Source organism: Hyphomicrobium sp. (assembly GCF_035687085.1).
GTDB lineage: Bacteria > Pseudomonadota > Alphaproteobacteria > Rhizobiales > Hyphomicrobiaceae > Hyphomicrobium_B.
The window spans coordinates 214,401-230,763 of sequence record NZ_DASRYS010000017.1 but is presented as its reverse complement, the minus strand read 5'-3'; the positions used below and the strand labels follow the sequence as shown (position 1 = coordinate 230,763).

Genomic DNA, 16,363 nt, shown 5'->3' with positions numbered 1-16,363 from the left:
TCATAGCCGGATCGTCCTGAATGGATTGATGAGGGCGGAAACGGCTTCGGGAATGCGCGCGTCGCTCGATCCGACTTCGCCTGGATCGCGATGCTCGTACCAATGCGCGGTCAGCATCAGGATCGCATGCTTCAAAGGCGCGGGCACACTTTCGGCACTCGCTCCGAATCCGGCTGTGATTTCGATCTCGATACCGTTGGCGCGAACCTGCGGCGATGGTGGCACCTGGTTGTTCCAGACAAGCCGCGGTGGCCGCGAGGCGATATCGACGAGATAGCTTTCAGCTGGCACCACGCTTGCGACGCCTGCCGCATCCTTGACGCGAATCTCGTCAATCGATCGGAGCGGCGACAGCGGCAGCTCGACATCGCGCCCGCGCGGCCATCTGTCGAGCGTCAGCTTCCATTTCTGCGTGACGAGCGCGAGCGAGAGCGCCACCTCGATGTGCAGCCGTGACGTCAGCAACAGGCTTGCAATCAACACGTCCTCGTCGTCGCCGTCGATGCGCATATGGGCTTTCGCATCGGCTACCGACACCGGCTCGACCGCCGGCGGCATCGTCATCACGAGAGACATGAGAATTCCTTTGTTGATTCCGCTCGGCGGCCGGCGCGCGGAACGCGTGTCGCCGAGCGCCAACAAAAAAAGCGGGGCTGCCGGAGGGAGCAGCAGCCCCGCAGGTTTCCGCGCGGGCGGGAGGGGAACCCGCGCGGGAATGGACTTTCGTCATCCTCGGACGAGCGCGGCAAAGCCGCGTCGAAGTCCGGGGATCCAGCGCAAGACTCGTCGGAGACTCTCTTATGAGACTACGTCGCTTCTCACGCTGGATCCCCGAACGGCGTCGCAACGATCAGCCGTTCGAGGATGACGAAGAACGCCCAGGATCAAGCCGCGAACTTCAGAAGCTTGATCGCGTCGAAGTCCTGCACGCCGCCGCCGACGCGCTTCGTCGTGTAGAAGAGCACGTAGGGTTTCGCCGTGTAGGGATCGCGCAGCACGCGGATGCCGGCGCGGTCGACGATGAGATAGCCGCGCGAGAAATCACCGAACGCGATGCCCAACGCATCGGCGCCGATCGACGGCATGTCTTCGCTTTCGGCCACCGGATAGCCGAGCAGCGAGGGCCATTCGCCCGGCCCGCTTGCGGGCTGCCAGAGATAGTTGCCCTGCCCGTCCTTCAGCTTGCGCACGGCGGAGACGGTTGAGCGGCTCATCAGGAACGTGCCGTTGGCGCGATAGGGCGCCTTCGCGGCGTAGACGAGGTCGAGCAGCTTGTCGCCGGCATTGCTCGTCGGGAACGCACCGGCCGCGCCGGTGGCAATGAAGCCGAGCTTGCCCCACGTCCACGAGCCGTTGGCGACGGTGTCGTAGCTCAGGAGGCCCTTTGGCTTGTTGCTGCCATCGCCTGTGACGAAGGCCGTGCCTTCCTGCGCGGCAAACGCAATGCGCACTTCTTCCGCCAGCCACTCGTCAATGTTGACGATGCTGTCATCGAGCAGCGTCTGCGATGCGGCCGGCATCGCGTAAAGCTCCATCGTCGGGAACTGCAGCTCGGCGAGCGTGGGCGCGGTTGTCTGCGAACGGTTTGCGGTTTCGGCGACCCAACCAGTGTCGGCGCCGCCGGTCGCGAACGGCCGCTTGTAGACCGAACCCGAGACCTGGCGGATGCCGGAGATCGCGCGCATCGGCGAGATGGCTTTCAGCGCGCGATTGACGGCCGCTTCCGTTTCAGCCGGGACGAGATAGCCGCCGTCGGCGCCGGTGCCTGCCGACAATGCTTTCTCTTCGAGGCGGGCGAGACGCTGTGCATCGCCGCGGCGCACGTAACCATCGAAGGCCGCCTTGTGCGCGAGATCGTGCGTTGACGCCGCGCCGCCTGCGAGATGCGGACGCGCTGATTTGAGCGCCAGGTTATCGGCGACCCGCTTCGTTGAATCGAGGGTTTCCTCGATGCGCGCGAGCTTCTCGGCGACGAGCGTATCTGTCGTTCCGCGTTGCTCGATCTCGGCGAGGCGCTGATCGTTTGTTTCCTTGAAGGCTTCGAAAGCTTCGAGGAATTCTTCGAAGGCGCGCGCGGTTTCTCCGCCCGCCCCCTTGGTTTCGAGGGAAGTCGTGTCGGTCATGTGATGTCCTGTTGTGAATACCTACCCGTCATCCTCGAACGGGTGCGCATAGCAATCCCGTTCGGGGATCCAGCGTGAGAAGCGCCGAAGGCTCGATATTGCGTCTTCGACGGAACTTGCGCTGGATCCCCGGTCTTCGCTTACGCTCGACCGAGGATGACGAATTACGTTGCCTGCATCAGCCGCGCGGCATCGCGGAAGCGCGAGGCGAGCACGGCGTCGTCGCCGAAGGTCCGGCCCGCATCCCGCAAAGCCTTGAGACCGTGGAAGCCCGAGCGGAGCACCGCCCGCGCCTCCATCCGCGTCAGCCCAGCATCCCGCGTGAGCCAGCGCTCGAATTCACGTTCGGTCGGCGCGCCGGCAACGAAGGGCCGCGTCTTCACGCTTTCGACGCGCGCGCCGGGCAGCATCGGAAACGTGACCACCGAAATTTCCCAAAGATCGATCTTCTCGAGGCGGCGTACGCCCGTCGCGGCATCGCGTCTCGCCTTCACCGCCTTGAAGCCAATCGACAGGCCATCGAGCGCGCCGGCCCGCATCAGCTCCAAAACTTCGCGCGCCTTAGAAACGGCCGTCATCAAGCGTCCGCGTACGAACAGGCCGCGCGCATCCTCGCGAATTTCATCCCACACGCCGATCGGCTCGGCCGGATCGTGCTGGAACAGCATCTTGATGCGCGCCGCGCCGCGATTGCGCAGGCTTTCGCGGAATGCGCCCGGCGCGATGACGTCGTGGCCCAAATCCTCGCGGTTGAAGAGGCTGGCATAGCCTTCGAACACGCCGTCACCGAGAGACTTCGCCCCGAGCGGCAACGGGCGGCTCCGTTTCGAGAACGAAGCGGGCAGCAAAAATCGTTCGGTCGCGTGCATTTGCACTCCGTCGGTTTTGACAATTCGTTTGCGGAATTTCGCGGGATCGAGGGCCTTAGTTTTCTGCGGCCTTAGCGTCGATCTGCTTCATAAACTTGCTGAACTCTTCAAGCTGTTCATCGGTCATGACATAAAAGCGGATGTCCGGACGCCGGCGACCGGAATTGGACACCGAGACGCGCCACTTTCCCAAGAAGCTTTCGACCGCCACTATACGATCTTTGCCTTCCACCTTCAGCGTTAGTTGGACACCGGTTGTGTCGTTATAGAAATGAAACTTGGCTCGATTTCCATCAGCCAATCGACTGTTCTCCAATTGAAGCCGCCGCCCTCTTACTTCGAATGCCGTGTTGCAGGCCGAGGCGCCGAACTCAGCGGCCGAGCGGATCAGTGTTTCGTCTGATCTCGCTCTCTCCTCCTCTTCCGAAAATCCAAGTAAGCGTCATACTGCTGATCGTCTAACACGTACGTATCCTGGCTAGGATCAGGCACGGGTCTCTCATCATTCTGATACTCTCGGCCCGTCAATTTATCGAGAAAGTCCCGGTCTTCGAGATATGCTTGTTGGCCGCGGCATGGAAAACCTCCAACCAAACCATTGCAGTAAATGCTGATAACGAACTCGGGAATATCGACTAGGCCAGTGAGATACGGCTCCTCCTCCAGTCTTCTGAGCAGTGCAGAAAGAAACGTCCGCACACGTTCGCCTTCCGTGAAATAAATTCCCGACGGCGTCGAGGACCAGAAATCGGCCATTTCCTCATCCGATAGGCTCATTGCCAGCAAGGATCTAAGGAACGGGCGCACGGCTGCAGCCTGCCGATGATCAACTCCAATCAAGGCACAGGGAACGAGTTCATCCAGCGACCTCACTCGTACGAAAGTATCGTAATCTACCTGCCGAACCATATGCTTGAATTCGACCGGGATCGCTATTTCGTGCATTTCACGCCGCCTGGGCAAAGGGGATCGATCATTCAACTCCCGATAGCTGTCTCAGTCTCCCTGTCGGGCCTTCTGCCAGCACCAGCATAGTCAGCATCACTTATCTTTTACTGATGCGATGTCCCGCACAGCGTCACGAAGCCTGCTGGCGGCATTGTTCACAGTGAGAAACGAGACGCCTTCGAGGCGATTAAAAGCTTATTCTTGGTGCCGCCACCACTCATAGCCACGCTTCGCGAGAATCTCGCGCGACTTCGCCAACCCCGCGGGCGTCGCCAGGATTTCCATCATGGGAAAGTTTTGATCCCACCGCCAGATGCGCTCGGCGTCGCTAAACCGAAGTCGATCATTGATCGTACTGATGTCGACGATTGACTGATCCTTCGATATAGGAATGAACTTACCCGTTTTTGCATCTTCGTAAGCGATTCTCACGAGATCTAAATTCGTCAGCTGAAGTAAAGCCGATTGCGCATGCGATATCTCTTCGATGTTCCCACGAACAGATTCGACAGTGTTTATCGTTGACGAGACGTTCTCCGCGTGCGCCTCTTCAAGGTGGGCCAGAATTCTCGATGCCAGCTCTGAAAGTTGTATCATTTTATTCCTCCGCGACGGCTTTGCGCTCGTTCAACTTATCTGGGATAGTGGTATGCTGCCCCCAGCCTTGATCTAGCGCCAATCTGGCCTTCGATGCTTTCAGAATACTGTGGCGTCGGGCCAATTCGGATCCAGCTGACGAACTCGCGCAATTGCGTCTCTCGCCCATTGGTTCAAAACTGCCCAGCGTGCCTCCTGCTCAGGGTTGCTTCAGGAAAGCGGCCGGAGATCGGCGATCTTCCTCGGCCGCCGCGAGCTTGCGCAATGCGGATGAGCTCGTCGTCGGTGCTGCGGCCTCCGCCTTCACCGCGGCTTCCGGGCACGATCCGGTGTCGTGAAAAGACCAAGCTCATCGTGATATGAATTGAACTTGGTATCACCCGCATCTTGCTTCACCCCATATCCAGCTGCAGCGCGCTTTTCGTCGCCGGTGAGGAACGAGACGCCTTCGAGGCGCCTCCAATCGAGGCCGCCTTCGAGGCGGCGAGCGGCCGGCTCGGCAAAGGAAGGGTCGCTCACCTCCATAAAGGAAGCGGCGCCTCAACAGTGGGGGGAGCTTAGTTCTGACGCCACCACCATTCATATCCGCGTTCATTCAGAAGCTCACGCGCCTTGGCCAATCCCGCAGACGTGGCAAGAATTTCCATCATGGGGAAGTTTCGGTTCCATTCCCAGGCGTCTTCGGAAGGACTGAAATGTAGCCGATGGACAATTGTGCCTACCGCAAGGATGGATTGATCTTTCGAGAGTGGGACCAGCCTTCCGCTTTCGTTATCTCGCGCGATACGTACGTATTCGAAATTAATAAGCTCAATAAGGGCAGACTGAGCTTGGGTGACCTCTTCCGCGGCGCCCGACATGGGGGTCACCGTGTTGATCGTCGATGTAATCTCCTCGGCGTGAGCCTCCTCGAGTTGAGCAAGAATTCTCGAGGCCAATTCGGTAAGTTCATTCATCGAAAATTTCCTCGAGATCTTTCTTGATGAGCGGTTTATCCGGGATTGTGATGTGTTGACCCCAACCCTTGCCGGGGCTTGGCTTATACCTATAATAATATTCGTTCTCATGTTTCTGAAGTGGGTCATCCCGGTAACGATTTTCGGGGCGCCGCATAATTCTAACTTCGGCATTTGAATCGTTGCGGTAGAGATAGCCTTCTGCGTCTGTTGGCTTGGAAAAGCGAAAACCCTTCCCGTTCAGTTCCTTCCGTAGTCTATTAAGCCCCCATTCCGGGTTTGTGTTCGGTACACGGCTAAGTTCGCTGAGCCTTGCCTCAGCCTGGCGAGCCATAGCTGCATTTGCACTGATTTGACCTTCAATAGTTTCATACGCCTGCTCCTGGGGCCGCCAATTCGGCTCGAGCTTGCGAACGCGTTGGATTGCCCGTTGCGCCAACAATTCAGATTGGTCCAAGCGCGTCTGCTGCGCAGGGGTTGCTTCAGGAAAGCGGCCGGAGATCGGCGATCTTCCTCGGCCGCCGCGAGCCTGCGCGACACGCACGCGGCCGTCGTCCGTGCGACCTCCGCCTCCGCTTCCATTCGTCCACTCCCCGCTGATGTCGCCATTTCCTGCCGGGACGCGGGGCTGATCAGGATTGTATTTGAGCGCTCTCTCGCTTTCGGGCTTCACCCCATAGCCAGCCGCGGCGCGCTTTTCGTCGCCGGTGAGGAACGAGACGCCTTCGAGGCGCCTCCACAGTGCATCGCGTTCGGATGACAGCGCCTCGATCTGATCGAGATCAGGACGAAGTTCTAGCATCACGCCCGTGCCACGCGGCCGGCTCCGCGCAGCGGAGTCGTCGGGCACAAACAAAGACCCTGTTGCAAACGCCGGTGTCAGCCAGCTCGAGAGAGCGCGCGCCGTGCGGTTCACCAGCGGCAGCACGGTCTGACGCCAGAAGGCGCGCTGCGCTTCCTGATAGTTCGCGTACGTATTGTCGCCCGGAATGCCAAGCAGCATCGGCGGCACGCCGATGGCGAGTGCAATTTCGCGCGCCGCGGCGTTCTTCGCCTCGATGAAGTCCATGTCCTTCGGCGATAGCGACAGCGGCTTCCAATCGAGGCCGCCTTCGAGCAGCAGCGGACGTCCGGCTGCGCGCGCGCCTTGGAAGTTCGTCTCGAGTTCGCTTTTGAGGCGCGTGAACTGCTCCTCCGTCATCTGGCCATTCGCCGCCGCGTAGACGAGCGCGCCCGAGGGCCTGGCGGAGTTGTCGAGCAGCGCTTTGTTCCAGGCCGATGCGGTATTGTGAATGTCGATCGCGCTGGCCGCCGCTTCGATCGGGCTCATGCCGTAGTGGTCGTTCGCGGGATGGAAGAGCCGCACGTGCAGGATCGGCCGCACGCGTGGCGCCACATCATCGATGAAGCGCACGGAACGTCCGGAGACGGTGTACTCGTAGCCTTCGGGCCAGCCGTCGAGCCCGGGGATGACCTTCATGCGGTCGGGGCGCAGGACGTGCAGTTCGCGGATTTCGCCGTCGAGCGCGACCGCCTCCACGTACGCATTGCCCGCGACGAGCAGGAAGCCGTACCAGGCTTCGAGGAAATCCGTGCCTGTGTGATCGAGGCTCGGCCGCCGGATGAGATCGAGCAGCGGATGATCCTCGATCTCGTTTGCGCCCTCATAGAGCAGCAGCGGGATCGAGGCGGCCGCTTCCGCGATCATGCGCACGGAGCGATAGACGATGGCGTTCTGCATGAAGCCTTCGCGCGCGAACGCTGCATAGTCGCGCGGCGCCCAGACGGGTTGCCCGAGATTCTGGTAGGCGATGAGCGGGCCTGTTGAGGTGCCTTTTTTGTTTGCGCCCGGCGACTCCCCTCCGGGGAGCCGGCCGCCGGGCGCGGGGTTGTTGCGCACACGACCGTGCACCGGCAGCCAGCGCGTCAGCGCTTCCGAGATCAGCGACATGAACTGTCCTTGTGATTTAGCGGATGTTTATTGCCGTCAGCCACGACGCGGCTGCACGATGGATCCTCGGGCCAAGCCCGAGGACGACAAATGTGCCGTCGTCCCTTGTCATCCCGGCCGAAGCGCAGCGCATCGGATCTAGGCGGAACGTTCCGAACCCGACGCGTTCAGAAGACTCGTTGAAGCTTGTCGTGGATCCCGGCCTTCGCCGGGATGACGGTGTCCGTCAGAGCATCCGCACCGACGGCTTCGCCGTGTCATTCAAGAGCAGATCGGTGATGGCCCAGACGAGAGCGTCGGCGCGCTGCTTCGTCCTGGCAGTCGACCGTGAGCACTGCCAGATTTTGGCGGAAAGACGGCAGATTCTGTATGACGATCGGCTCGAATCGCCCTAGCGTGCTGTCCGGGTTACTGCATTCAAAGTGACCTTCTGACGCGACCACCTTGGCGGGTTACGGCGACGCCAAAGGGGCGTCGTTTGCAGAAGGAAAATCACTATGAAGATCGCAGTACCCTGGAAGAGGGATAAGACTGTTCACGTGCGGGCCTATACGCGCTTCAGGCTTGGGCGACACGAGAGTGTCTGCTCTCACTGGAGGCGCTGGCCACAGCAACTTATGTTGCCGCTGTGACCGTTCTTCTCCTTGTCCTCTAACTAGGTTGAACCGTAAGGCTTCACCTAGCGGCGACTGGTGTTACCGCACCGGTCGCCATTTTCTTATTTGCACAGAGCGTTACGCTGACAACGCGGCATTGCCGCTGCTGCCCATCACCCTCCGTTGAAATCTCTGTCTCTTATTGGACTGCTATGCTCAAGCCACAATCGAACTGATTTGCTTTAAGAGCGGTTAATCCCGCCGTTATGGCCGACCATCGCCTCCTCCTTAGCAGGTCGGATTCTTCCGACTCACATTTGTTGTTGCAGATAATGCAACTGATCCTTGCTACCCACAACCCCCATGCCCATCCTGTAGTATGTGGCTTGCGGACAACTTGCGAGGCGTCGGGCGTCAAAGCATCCTGACCGACGGCTTCGCCGTGTCGCTCAGGAGCAAATCCGTGATCGCCCAGACGAGCGCGTCGGCGCGGTCGGGGCTGCGGCCTTTGACCGTGCCGTCGGATCCGAACACGCACATCTGATCTTCCAGCGCATCGAAGCGCCCCACATGCGCGACCCGGCCCTCCGCATAGAGCGCGGCGACCGGCTCGGCACGAACCCATTTCCCCCGCGTCGCTCTGACTTTGACGACGGGGAAATTCTCGCGAAACTGCTGCAGGACCGAGATCACGAGGTCGCCGCCCTGGTTGACTTCCGCCACCATGCGATCAGCTTCAAAATCATCGTAAGCGCCGAGTGCGGCGCGCGCCCAGAGTTCCGGCGTTCGTCCCTGTACGGTGCGATCCGCCAAGACATACGCGCGTTTGTCGACGCCCAAACCCGCGACCACGATCCCGCACGCATCCGACGATGCCGTCGCCGTCACCGGGGGATCGAGTGCCACGACGATGCGCTGCATCTCTGGCGCGTTTTCGACGCGCGCCTCTTCGATCCAATGCCGCCGCCACAGGCCGTCGCTCGCGTCTTCCACGATCTCGCCCAGCAACTCCTGCCGGCCGATGGCGGAGCCGGCGTAGCGGCGCGTCATCTCGGCAAGGAACGTCGGCGCGAGGTTCGTCGCGTTGTCGGCGGTCGCGAGGTTGACGGTCACGGTCGCTTCATCCGCAATGATCTGTTTCAACAGCTTCGTCGCGCGCGGCGTCGTCGTCACGCACACGCGCGGCGCTTTGCCGAGACGCAACGCGAACTGCAGCATGTCCCATGCGCGTTCCGCGCCGCGCCACTTCGCGAGTTCATCGCACCAGGCGGCCGTGAACTGCGGACCGCGCAGCGCCTCGGCTTCGTCGGCCGAGAACAGTTCCGCGATTGCGCCGTTCGGCCATGTAAGCCGCCGTTTCGATGGCTCGAACTCTGGCCGCTCATGTGTGGGATGAATCGCGAGCAAACCTGACTGGCCTTCGATCATCACGTTGCGGACATCGCCTAGAGTCTTGCCGACCAGCGCTATGCGCGCTGGTTCTTCTGTTTGCGCCCGGCGACTCCCCTGCGGGGAGCCGGCCGCCGGGCGCGGGTTTGTTGATTCTTCCGTCGGGTCAGATAGTGCAAGCGACCGCACCCACTCAGCGCCCGCGCGCGTCTTTCCAGATCCGCGGCCGCCGAGCAGCATCCATACGCGCCATTGTTTGATTGGCGCTTCCGACAATTCTTTGATTGCCCCTGGCGACCCCCCTGCGGGGAGCCGGCCGCCGGGTGCGCTTGATGTTGCGATATGCTCGCCCAACGAGACCGGCGCTTCCGGCCGGCTCGCGGAACGCGAGTCGGAAGCGCCCATCAATACAGGTGCCAGCTGATCGTCGCGGGCCCACAGCTCCCAGTCGTGCGCGATGAATGCGAGTTCGTCCGCGCTCAGCTCATTCAGCACTTCGCTGAGGCGGCCGCTTGCGATTGAGGCGTTCAAGACGTTCCGCAATTTCGCGGCGTAGGTCTTCCGCATGGGCTAGCGCCTCCTTGCTCTTGGCATCTCCGCCCGTCGGCTTCCGCTTCGTCATCACGCGTTGCATCTCAACTGCTTTCTCCAGTGCGTTGACCATCTGCGACAGGGCGCGGGAGGCGCGCTCGCGATCCTGCGACGTCAGCCCCTTTTGCTTCTCGAGCTTCGTCAGCTCGCCGTCGATCGTGTTGTAGACGCGCTGCACGAGCACATCGGGTTTGGTGCGCGTTCGCTTCGCGGGAGAGGCGGCCGTTGCCCGCGCGCGCGATGCGGCTGCGGGCTTCGCCGACGATGCCGTCGGCTTCGCTGCAGGATCCGCCACGTGTTCAGACTTCGGAGCTTCGTCGTCTGCTTCAGTTTTGATCGGCTTCTTCGGATTTGCCGCTTTGCTCGGTTTGCTCGGCTTGGGCTTCGCTGCTTTCGTCGCGCTGCGGACACGCGTCGCCGTTCGCCGCGCCGTCGAAGCCGCTGCCATGCACACTGACCTTTTGGAAATATAGATTGGAGCGCGACGTGCGGATATTGCAGGACCGGCCGCCTCAGCGGCCTCTCACACTTTTCGCGTTATACAGAAAACCTACCTGAGAAGCGTCACGCTGTCAACGGACAAAATTCAATAAGTCTCTGATTTTGCAAGGCATTCCCGCCGATTAGCACGCAAACTTTCCGATTATAAATCCGTCCTGCAGACCGGGGATAAGTTTGCTTCCACATTTTTTAGGGCGACGGGATGTGCTGCGCACTTGGTGCTGCCCGCGCAAGAACGCTCGCTGAAGCTTGTCGTGGATCCCGGCCTTCGCCGGGATGACGGATGGAGAGGGCGCGCGGGCCAGTACACAATGTCATCCTCGGGCTTGGCCCGAGGATCCATCGGTCCGCATTGACGGTGTACGCATATGGGCCCGGCTCTTCGCTTCGCTGCGGCCGGGACGAAAGATGATGGCGGCAATCGCTTCTATGATTGTCATCCCGGGCGAGCCATCTTGCGAGACCCGGGCCCCATGATGCCGGTGGCGCCCGCTGCACAATGGATCCTCGGGCCAAGCCCGAGGATGACAGTCCGAGAGATGCGCCGAACTCTCCCACCTCCGTCATGCCGGCGGAGGCCGGCACCCGCGACAAGCATCAGTACAACGAAAGCCGCTGTCCGCTCCGAACGCGCAGCAGGCGCCGAAAGCGTTACGCGCTTTCAGCGTGATGATGGCAAATTGGATCAGAGAACTCGCGAAACTTTCGCGGCGCTACTCCGCAGGTTCTGACGGCACCGGCACAGCGTCGCGGCGGCGGCGCTTCTGCCGGGGAGTCGTTGGCTCGGGCTCTTCCGGTCCCTCGTCCGGAATGATGTACTTCCAATAATTCTCTTGTTTGACGCGACGTTCGTTCATCGCGAAGCTGCGGACGGAGATGCCGGCCTCGTGCACCGTGTCGGGCGAGCCCGACACCAGCGGGTGCCACCACATCAGGCCACGCCCTTCGCCGACGAGACGGTAGGCACACGTCTGCGGCAGCCACGTCAGCTCGCGTGCGCGCGCAATGTCGATCTCAAGACAATCAGGCATCTTGCTGAAACGATTGGGATAGTCCCGGCAGCGGCAGGTCCGCGTGTCGAGCATGCCGCAGGACAGCCGCGTCGTGTAGATCTGCGCCGTGTCCTCGTCCTCGAGCTTGACGAGGCAGCAGCGGCCGCAGCCGTCGCAGAGCGCCTCCCACTCCTCGCGGCTCATCTCTTCCAGCGTTTTGGTCTGCCAGAATGGTGGATCGTTGCCGTCCAACATCAATGCTTGCTCTTCCATTGCCGGGTCAGTCACGATAACCACAATTTCGTCGACTTGCGCCGTGTAACGTCGGCTAATCTGTTCAAGCGGCGCGTCCCATGGGAAGGCGTCGCAATTCGTGTTGCAAGAGAGACTCTCGCTGGTGAGGGCTTAAGCTCCCGTCTCACGCGTGACAAGTGCGACGTCGCTAGGATGGCGGTTTCTTGAACGACTGGTTTCACAGACAGGGCGGCCGCGACCGCTTCATCGACTGGCTGAGGCTCGATTCGCAGATCAATTCCGCGATAGGTGAAGCTTGGTCGCGCGTCAAAGACTACTGGAACGCCGGTTCCAGCTACTTTGCCCGCTTCCAGCTCGTGGGCTGGCGCCGGCTTCTCAATGAATTCGCCTCCGAAGGCCTGACGATGCTGCTCGGCGGCTTCGTCGTGCTCTATGGGCTTGCCCTTCCCGCCTTCGAAGAGTTCGACGAGAGCAAGTTCCTGACCGGCCGGTACGCCGTCCGCTTCCTCGACGTCAACGGCAATGAGATCGGCCGCCGCGGCATTCTGCACAATGACGCCGTGCCGCTCGAGGAAATACCCGACGTCCTCATCAAGGCGACGCTTGCGACGGAAGACCGCCGCTTCTTCGATCATTACGGCATCGACGTTCTCGGCACGATGCGCGCGCTCGTCACCAACGTGCAGGCGAACGAAGTCGTGCAGGGCGGCTCGACGCTGACGCAGCAGCTCGCCAAGAACCTGTTCCTGTCGTCCGAGCGCTCGCTGCAGCGAAAGATCAAGGAGCTGTTTCTCGCGTTCCTTCTCGAGAGCCGCTACTCGAAGCGCGATATCCTGAAGCTCTACTTCGACCGCGCCTACATGGGCGGCGGCACGTTCGGCGTGGAAGCCTCGTCGCAATACTACTTCGGCAAATCCGTTCGCGACATCACGATGCCGGAAGCGGCGCTCCTCGCCGGTCTCTTCAAGGCGCCGTCCAAGTATTCGCCGCTCGTCGATCTTGCCGCTTCGCGCGCGCGCACCAATCAGGTTCTCGATAACCTCGTCGAGGCCGGCTACTACACCGCGGGCCAAGTCCACGCGGCGCGCATGAACCCGGCCAAGATCGTCGAGGCGCGGTCGACGACGAGCCCCGACTGGTTCCTCGACTGGGCCTTTGAAGAAGTTCAGCGGCTCGCCGAAGGGCGGAACCAATACGTGCTGACGGCGCGGACGACGGTCGATCTCACGTTGCAGCGGCAGGCGGAGGAAGCTCTCAACGCCGCCCTGCGCAAGGAAGGCCGCGGCCTGCATTTCACCTCCGGCGCCATCGTCCTCACGGAGACCGACGGCAAAGTCCGCGCCATCGTCGGCGGCCCCGATTACGGCGAGAGCCAGTTCAATCGTGCGACGCACGCGCGGCGCCAGCCGGGCTCGTCGTTCAAGATCTACGTCTACGCGACGGCGCTTGAAAACGGCTACACACCGCAGACAAGCGTACGCGATGCCTCGCGCTCGTGCGGAAACTGGTCGCCGTCGAACTATGGCGGCGGCGGCGGCTCGGGTGCGCGCATCCCGCTGTGGCTGGCGCTCGCGAAATCGCTGAACACGGTCGCTGCGGAACTGTCGTTCGCCGTCGGCCGCGAGAAGGTCATCGAGATGACGAAGCGGCTCGGCATCGAGGGCGTCAAGAAAACCTGCTCGATGGCGCTCGGCGATGGCGGCATGACGGTCTTGGAGCATACCGGCGGCGTCGCGACCTTTGCCAACGGCGGCAAGCTCGCCCGGCCCTACGGCATTCTCGACATCACGACATCGAAGGGCGATCTGCTCTACTCGCGCGAGCGCGACGAGCCGCCGGCGCCACAGGTCGTCTCGCGGAAGGTCGCCGAAGAGATGAACGTCATGCTCAACCGCGTCGTGACCGAGGGCACTGGCAACATGGCCAACCTCGACTTCACGAACGCTGCGGGCAAAACGGGCACATCGACGGGCCCCAAGGACGCGTGGTTCATGGGCTTCACCGGCAAGTATGTCGCCGGCGTCTGGCTCGGCAACGACGACAACCGGCCGATGCGCGCCGGCGTCACCGGCGGCCATCAGGCGGCGCCGATCTGGCGCGATCTGATGACGGTTGCGCATACCGACATGAACATTCCGACCATTCCGGGCCTTGCGCCGCATCCGCGCCAGAAGATGGAGCAGCTGCGTCTCGCCGAGATCAAAGCACAGCAAGTAGCGGCCGGACTCGTACCCGTGCCCGCAACGGAGTCTGCGAAGTCACTCGCCATGATGCCGGCGAAAACGCGCGAGGCTTTGAAGGTTCTCGTCTCGGCGCTGCGTAAGGCGAACGGCCACGCGGAAGCCGCACCCGCCGCCGCGCCTGCAGGCCCGTCTTCGCCTCCGTCGCCGGCCGATCCGAAAGCCGCGCCCGAGCCGGCGATCCGGCCGGAGCCGGCGAAGGCCGACCGGCGCGCAACGCTCTTCGACACGTCGCACGACGATCTCTCGATGCCGGCGACCGCTGCGCGTGGCGCAGCGCCCGGCGTGCCGTCCCCACACACCCCGGCGCGGCCTTAAACTTTCGCGTTGAAACAGGAAGCCTCGCACTTGGCATCGGTCGAACTCGAGCCCGCCTTATCACCCGCTACGCCGCCGTCGTCGCGCGGCCGTCTCTTGCGCGAGATCTTCGGCAGCCTCATTCGCATGTTGAGCCTGCTGCTGACGATCGCGCTCGCGGTCACGGTCGGGGTCTGGTCGAGCCGCTACATGATTTCGCGCGGCTCGCCGCTGTCGACCGACATGTACGGGCCCTGGCAGCACTGGCGCGACGTCGGCCGCGATAGCGCTGATCCTTACACGAAGGCGCATGTGTCCACGACGGGCAAGCTGCGGATCTCATCGGCCAGCGCGGGCATCTTCGAAGCCCGCACCGACTCCCAGGGCGCGCGGCTGCACTCGTCGTGCAATTACGTCGTCGAAGGCGCAAACATGCGCGGCCTGTGGTGGAGCCTTGCCGTCTTCGACTCGCGCGGCAAGCTCATTTCCAACGATGCCGACCGGTATGAATTCACGGCCGACACGATTGCTCCCAACCCCAACGGGTCCTTCGTCGTCACCCTCGGACGCGATGCCCGTCCGGGCAACTGGCTGCCGACGGGCGGCGCGGGACGCCTTGTGCTCGTGCTGACGGTGCTCGATCCGGCGACAGGGCTTTCCAGCGAAGAGCGCGCCGAACGCAACAAACATCTGCCCATCATCAAGCGCGAGGGATGCTCATGAAGCTCTTGCAGCGCTTCGACTTCCGGCTGCTCGCGATTTTCCTGCTGGTTGCGGGAATTGTGCATATTGGCGCAACGTTCCTCACGGTCAACGATACGCGGGCCTCGGCTTACGCGCGTCTCGCCCACTCCTTGCCGCAGAACACGATGGTGATCACGGACCCGATCGCTCCCAATCACCAGCCGCTGCCATTCCTCGCTCCCGATGCGCGCTTTGCGTTCTGCCTTTTCGATACGACCGACACGCCCATACGCGTGCGGGCGCTGCTTCCTGATCTGGGCTGGACCATTGGCATCTACGCGCCCGATGGGCAGAATCTTTATTTCGCCGCCGCTTCCGCCGAGCGCGAGACAACCATCGATCTCTCGATTGTGCCCGCCGACGACCGGTTTCTTGGCCTTCCGCAGGCCGTTGCGCTCCCGGGCTCCACGCTGCCGCCGATCGATCATCAGAACTCGATTGCGGCTCAGAAGGGGCTTGTCGTCGTGCGTGCTCCCGACAAGGGCGAGCCCTATCGCGGCGATGAAAAAGCAGTCCTCGCCAAAGCGTCCTGCGGCTCGGGCAGCTGACGACTTAGCGCGTCTTCTTGCCGTCGATATCGATCCGGTCGCGGCGGTGGCGCGGTTTTTTCGGCTTCATGTCGGGCGGATCGTCCGCCTGCCGCTCATAGCGCACGCCCGGAAAAAACACGATCTCAGCCGATGGCTTTGAGCCGTAGGATGCGAGCACGGACGCCTGCGTTGGCTTCGGCGCCGCCTTGAATGCGATGATATTCGCCATGCGTGGTCCCCCGAAAGTGCAGGCACTTGCCCGCCACTTCATGCGGCACTCCCGCCTCTAGAGGCTCCCGCCACGATACTGGGACGCTGACTGACTATGTGGCGTGAATGCGCTGCGGCCGCCAGAATCATCGCAATCGATGAAGTAGTGTCCGGGAGTGCTTAACGGCAAGTAAAACGAAAATCGGGAGTCGGCGGTTCCGTTTCTAATCCATCAATTCGTCGCCGAGAAAATTTCGCCCCTCGCGATCTTCGATCTCGACCACCCAGATGTCGCTGTCGAACTCGGCCTCGCGTTTCAAAAGCGTTTCGGCGTCAGCTTCCGGCACAAAGCCCTGCTTGAAGCGGCTCACCCAGCGCCGGTCGATATCGGCATCATCGAGTCCTGCGGGCGCCGGCGAGAAAACCGCCGCCATCCGATCGGCGCGAATGATCTTGATGAAGATGGCGCCGGCATCGTCGTCGCCGTGACGCACGACGACGCCTGATGCGCCGTTGACCTGACAGCGGCGCAGATATGCTTTGACCCAGATTTCAGATTTGAGGCGCATCCGCG

18 protein-coding genes are annotated in these 16,363 nt (G+C 61.9%); 4 read left to right on the top strand and 14 right to left on the bottom strand.

The features are described from left to right. The 9 genes from VFG26_RS15650 to VFG26_RS15610 form a co-directional block, all read right to left on the bottom strand. On the bottom strand, positions 1–576 hold the full coding sequence (locus VFG26_RS15650) for a head-tail connector protein (protein WP_325026957.1): 576 nt from the start codon (positions 574–576) through the stop codon (positions 1–3). 308 nt (positions 577–884) lie between these two features. Continuing rightward, entirely contained in the window at positions 885–2,123 is a 1,239-nt protein-coding gene (locus VFG26_RS15645; protein ID WP_325026956.1) for a phage major capsid protein, read from the bottom strand. 164 nt (positions 2,124–2,287) lie between these two features. Next, positions 2,288–2,992: an HK97 family phage prohead protease gene (locus tag VFG26_RS15640; RefSeq protein WP_325026955.1), complete on the bottom strand. Its 705-nt coding sequence runs from the start codon at positions 2,990–2,992 to the stop codon at positions 2,288–2,290. 55 nt (positions 2,993–3,047) lie between these two features. Further along, the gene (locus VFG26_RS15635) at positions 3,048–3,293 is read right to left on the bottom strand and encodes a hypothetical protein (RefSeq protein ID WP_325026954.1); all 246 of its coding nucleotides are present in this window, start codon (positions 3,291–3,293) and stop codon (positions 3,048–3,050) included. Positions 3,294–3,379: 86 nt separating this feature from the next. After that, positions 3,380–3,937 (bottom strand): hypothetical protein, encoded by a 558-nt coding sequence (locus VFG26_RS15630; protein ID WP_325026953.1) that lies wholly within the window; start codon positions 3,935–3,937, stop codon positions 3,380–3,382. A gap of 198 nt (positions 3,938–4,135) precedes the next feature. Further along, positions 4,136–4,537, bottom strand: a complete 402-nt coding sequence (locus VFG26_RS15625; RefSeq protein WP_325026952.1) for a hypothetical protein — start codon at positions 4,535–4,537, stop codon at positions 4,136–4,138. Positions 4,538–4,840: 303 nt separating this feature from the next. Then, positions 4,841–5,062, bottom strand: a complete 222-nt coding sequence (locus tag VFG26_RS15620; RefSeq protein WP_325026951.1) for a hypothetical protein — start codon at positions 5,060–5,062, stop codon at positions 4,841–4,843. A gap of 32 nt (positions 5,063–5,094) precedes the next feature. Next, on the bottom strand, positions 5,095–5,493 hold the full coding sequence (locus VFG26_RS15615) for a hypothetical protein (RefSeq protein WP_325026950.1): 399 nt from the start codon (positions 5,491–5,493) through the stop codon (positions 5,095–5,097). After that, positions 5,486–7,444 carry a phage portal protein gene (locus VFG26_RS15610; protein ID WP_325026948.1) on the bottom strand — a complete coding sequence of 653 codons (1,959 nt, stop codon included), beginning with the start codon at positions 7,442–7,444 and terminating at the stop codon, positions 5,486–5,488. Before VFG26_RS15610 ends, VFG26_RS15615 begins: the two co-directional genes overlap by 8 nt. 92 nt (positions 7,445–7,536) lie before the next feature. On the opposite strand from VFG26_RS15610, the gene VFG26_RS15605 reads away from it, so the two are divergent. Further along, positions 7,537–7,839 carry a hypothetical protein gene (locus VFG26_RS15605; protein WP_325026946.1) on the top strand — a complete coding sequence of 101 codons (303 nt, stop codon included), beginning with the start codon at positions 7,537–7,539 and terminating at the stop codon, positions 7,837–7,839. A 615-nt stretch (positions 7,840–8,454) separates the two neighbouring features. On the opposite strand, the gene VFG26_RS15600 is transcribed toward VFG26_RS15605, so the two are convergent. From VFG26_RS15600 to VFG26_RS15590, 3 genes are all read right to left on the bottom strand, one after another. Next, positions 8,455–9,996 carry a DNA-packaging protein gene (locus tag VFG26_RS15600; RefSeq protein WP_325026944.1) on the bottom strand — a complete coding sequence of 514 codons (1,542 nt, stop codon included), beginning with the start codon at positions 9,994–9,996 and terminating at the stop codon, positions 8,455–8,457. Then, positions 9,914–10,468, bottom strand: coding sequence for a hypothetical protein (locus tag VFG26_RS15595; RefSeq protein ID WP_325026941.1), 555 nt, complete (start codon positions 10,466–10,468; stop codon positions 9,914–9,916). Before VFG26_RS15595 ends, VFG26_RS15600 begins: the two co-directional genes overlap by 83 nt. Positions 10,469–11,234: 766 nt before the next feature. Further along, positions 11,235–11,768: a YcgN family cysteine cluster protein gene (locus VFG26_RS15590; RefSeq protein ID WP_325027038.1), complete on the bottom strand. Its 534-nt coding sequence runs from the start codon at positions 11,766–11,768 to the stop codon at positions 11,235–11,237. A gap of 203 nt (positions 11,769–11,971) precedes the next feature. Between VFG26_RS15590 and VFG26_RS15585 the strand changes: the two genes are divergently transcribed. From VFG26_RS15585 to VFG26_RS15575, 3 genes are read left to right on the top strand one after another with little or no spacing between them, the layout of a single operon-like run. Further along, complete coding sequence (locus VFG26_RS15585) at positions 11,972–14,326, top strand: PBP1A family penicillin-binding protein (protein WP_325026939.1); 2,355 nt, start codon at positions 11,972–11,974, stop codon at positions 14,324–14,326. 30 nt (positions 14,327–14,356) lie between these two features. Beyond that, positions 14,357–15,028: a DUF1214 domain-containing protein gene (locus VFG26_RS15580; protein WP_325026937.1), complete on the top strand. Its 672-nt coding sequence runs from the start codon at positions 14,357–14,359 to the stop codon at positions 15,026–15,028. Continuing rightward, positions 15,025–15,597 carry a hypothetical protein gene (locus VFG26_RS15575; RefSeq protein WP_325026935.1) on the top strand — a complete coding sequence of 191 codons (573 nt, stop codon included), beginning with the start codon at positions 15,025–15,027 and terminating at the stop codon, positions 15,595–15,597. The genes VFG26_RS15580 and VFG26_RS15575 overlap by 4 nt, the downstream gene beginning before the upstream one ends. A 4-nt stretch (positions 15,598–15,601) precedes the next feature. Here the strand turns inward: VFG26_RS15575 and VFG26_RS15570 are convergent, their stop codons facing one another. Continuing rightward, on the bottom strand, positions 15,602–15,808 hold the full coding sequence (locus tag VFG26_RS15570; protein ID WP_325026933.1) for a hypothetical protein: 207 nt from the start codon (positions 15,806–15,808) through the stop codon (positions 15,602–15,604). A gap of 205 nt (positions 15,809–16,013) precedes the next feature. Further along, the gene (locus tag VFG26_RS15565; protein WP_325026931.1) at positions 16,014–16,358 is read right to left on the bottom strand and encodes a DUF1491 family protein; all 345 of its coding nucleotides are present in this window, start codon (positions 16,356–16,358) and stop codon (positions 16,014–16,016) included. Positions 16,359–16,363: the final 5 nt, after the last annotated feature.

Coding starts and splice junctions, on each gene's coding strand:
- VFG26_RS15600 (WP_325026944.1), bottom strand. CDS start 9,996: ATGCGGAAGACCTACGCCGCGAAATTGCGGAACGTCTTGAACGCCTCA.
- VFG26_RS15625 (WP_325026952.1), bottom strand. CDS start 4,537: ATGATACAACTTTCAGAGCTGGCATCGAGAATTCTGGCCCACCTTGAA.
- VFG26_RS15610 (WP_325026948.1), bottom strand. CDS start 7,444: ATGTCGCTGATCTCGGAAGCGCTGACGCGCTGGCTGCCGGTGCACGGT.
- VFG26_RS15595 (WP_325026941.1), bottom strand. CDS start 10,468: ATGGCAGCGGCTTCGACGGCGCGGCGAACGGCGACGCGTGTCCGCAGC.
- VFG26_RS15565 (WP_325026931.1), bottom strand. CDS start 16,358: ATGCGCCTCAAATCTGAAATCTGGGTCAAAGCATATCTGCGCCGCTGT.
- VFG26_RS15640 (WP_325026955.1), bottom strand. CDS start 2,992: ATGCACGCGACCGAACGATTTTTGCTGCCCGCTTCGTTCTCGAAACGG.
- VFG26_RS15650 (WP_325026957.1), bottom strand. CDS start 576: ATGTCTCTCGTGATGACGATGCCGCCGGCGGTCGAGCCGGTGTCGGTA.
- VFG26_RS15590 (WP_325027038.1), bottom strand. CDS start 11,768: ATGTTGGACGGCAACGATCCACCATTCTGGCAGACCAAAACGCTGGAA.
- VFG26_RS15575 (WP_325026935.1), top strand. CDS start 15,025: ATGAAGCTCTTGCAGCGCTTCGACTTCCGGCTGCTCGCGATTTTCCTG.
- VFG26_RS15620 (WP_325026951.1), bottom strand. CDS start 5,062: ATGGAGGTGAGCGACCCTTCCTTTGCCGAGCCGGCCGCTCGCCGCCTC.
- VFG26_RS15570 (WP_325026933.1), bottom strand. CDS start 15,808: ATGGCGAATATCATCGCATTCAAGGCGGCGCCGAAGCCAACGCAGGCG.
- VFG26_RS15615 (WP_325026950.1), bottom strand. CDS start 5,493: ATGAATGAACTTACCGAATTGGCCTCGAGAATTCTTGCTCAACTCGAG.
- VFG26_RS15645 (WP_325026956.1), bottom strand. CDS start 2,123: ATGACCGACACGACTTCCCTCGAAACCAAGGGGGCGGGCGGAGAAACC.
- VFG26_RS15630 (WP_325026953.1), bottom strand. CDS start 3,937: ATGCACGAAATAGCGATCCCGGTCGAATTCAAGCATATGGTTCGGCAG.